The organism is Armatimonas sp. (assembly GCF_031410135.1).
In the GTDB taxonomy this organism is placed as follows: Bacteria; Armatimonadota; Armatimonadia; order Armatimonadales; family Armatimonadaceae; genus Armatimonas.
This window is the reverse complement of sequence record NZ_JANNYP010000888.1, coordinates 1-1,820: the sequence shown is the minus strand read 5'-3', so window position 1 is coordinate 1,820 and position 1,820 is coordinate 1. Positions and strand designations below refer to the sequence as shown.

At 47.6% G+C, this 1,820-nt stretch carries 2 protein-coding genes; one reads left to right on the top strand and one right to left on the bottom strand.

Translation table 11 applies throughout. The features are described 5' to 3' along the window. The first annotated feature begins 205 nt into the window (after positions 1–205). The gene (locus RMO15_RS31765; protein ID WP_309695083.1) at positions 206–1,600 is read left to right on the top strand and encodes an IS66 family transposase; all 1,395 of its coding nucleotides are present in this window, start codon (positions 206–208) and stop codon (positions 1,598–1,600) included. Here the strand turns inward: RMO15_RS31765 and RMO15_RS31760 are convergent. Beyond that, positions 1,597–1,820: hypothetical protein (locus RMO15_RS31760; protein WP_309722856.1), on the bottom strand; the 224-nt coding region annotated here is incomplete at its 5' end. The two genes, RMO15_RS31765 and RMO15_RS31760, sit on opposite strands and share 4 nt — an antisense overlap.

The window sequence follows — 1,820 nt, the reverse complement described above, 5'->3', positions numbered from 1 at the left end:
GTCAATGGGCGATACAACGAACCAATACTTTACAAAGCCTGATGCCTATTGTCGGTGCCCAAAGTAGTACTTTTGTCGAATCCGATTTTACCGATGATCGTTTGGCGGACTTACTAAAAGCTCTCAGTGATGATATTAAATAGGATTTATGTAACAGGTTAGGTCTTGCCTGAGACGCTTACCTGATGTATACTCCCATCCGAAAATGCTCACCAGAGAAGAGTTTGACAGACTTAGACAAGAAGACCCAGAGGCGCTCTGGAGAATCCTGGCAGAGTTCGCCCAGCGAGTCCTAGCTCTTGAAGAGAAAATAGCTCCCAAACCGCATACTCCCTCAGCCGCTCAAGGATTTATTAAACCTATGAGCCAGCGACCCAAAGGCAAAAACAAAGAGGGAGGCCAAGAAGGCCATAAGGGGCATACTCTCGAAAAAAATGAAACACCTGATGAAGTAGAGCAACATAAAGCAACGAAGTGTCCAAACTGCGGGTTCAATCTTAAAGACGTACAGGGTGAGGTCGTAGAGACTCGTCAGGTGATGGATTTGCCTGAAGTTATCCGATTCTTCACCACGGAACACCAAGTCGTTGAAGTTTGCTGTCCTGGATGCCAAAGCCCTGTCAAGGCAGATTTCCCCGCCGAGGTGACTGCCCCTGTTCAATACGGTCCCCATACCCAGACAACCTGCACTCTGCTGAAAGTGGATCAAGCCATCTCGCTAGAAAGGATCGTCTCCTTCTTCACCGATTGGTTTGGACATGCCCCCAGCGAAGGTACAGTTCAGAACTGGATTTATCGGGCTGCGACCACTTTAGAACCCATCGAAGAGCAAATCAAGGCAGGCATTATCCACGCAACGGCAGCTGGGTTTGATGAAACGATGGTTCGATCCTGTGGCAAGAACGCTTGGATTCATGTGGCTCGAACCGACAAATTAACCCATTGTGCCGCTCCGGGTGGTCGTGGAAAAGCGACGATTGAAAAAATTGGTATTTTGCCCGATTTTCGTGGTGTGGCTCATCATGATGCCTGGGAGGCTTACTTTAGTTTCAAACAATGTGAGCATAGCCTTTGCAATGCACACCTGGTTCGGGAGGGAGCCTCTCTCAAAAAGCACTTTGATCCTGCGGGAGTCTGGAGTGAGCCTATAATTTCTTGGCTTCTTGCGGTAAAAAAGCAGAGAGATGGCGGGATATTTTGTTGCGCGGAGAAATTAGTGACAGATCTTCGTGCTGTGGTGAAGGGCGGCTATACAGCTCTTGGTTTTTCCCCTCCGGCTGACGGTGTCAAACTTTCCGCTTGTAGCAAAGAGTTTCGCTCTCGTATTCGTTGGCTCGACCGTCTTTGGTTTTACGCCCCTTATGTGGTTCGCTTTGGTTGGGATGCGCTTGCGTGCTTTGATAATAATGGTTCTGAGCGGGACATCCGTCCTGTGAAACTGTTCTCCAAAGTCTTCGGCTGTTGGCGCTCTGCCTCTGGTTTGGACTCTTTTTGTCGCCTCCGTGGCTATCTGTCCACCCTTCGCAAACAGGGCATTTCTCCTCGTGAAGGTCTACTTTCGGTCTTTCGTGGGAACCCTATTGTCCCAGCAACTACCTAACCTGTTACACCAAAACCTCTAAGGGTATTCTTAGAATCACTAACCCCAAAAATATCCACCCCAATCAAGTCACTATAAATAATTTTCACTACCGCCCCACCGTCTCCACCAATCAATAGATCCATCCATAAAACAATCTCAAATTTATCATCACCTATCAAGATACTATCAATCCTAGCATCACCAAAATGATATTTCCCAACCAGATCAAAATATCGAC

Bases quoted from the DNA above. Each gene is read 5' to 3' on its own strand.
- RMO15_RS31765 (WP_309695083.1), top strand. From the start codon at position 206: ATGCTCACCAGAGAAGAGTTTGACAGACTTAGACAAGAAGACCCAGAG.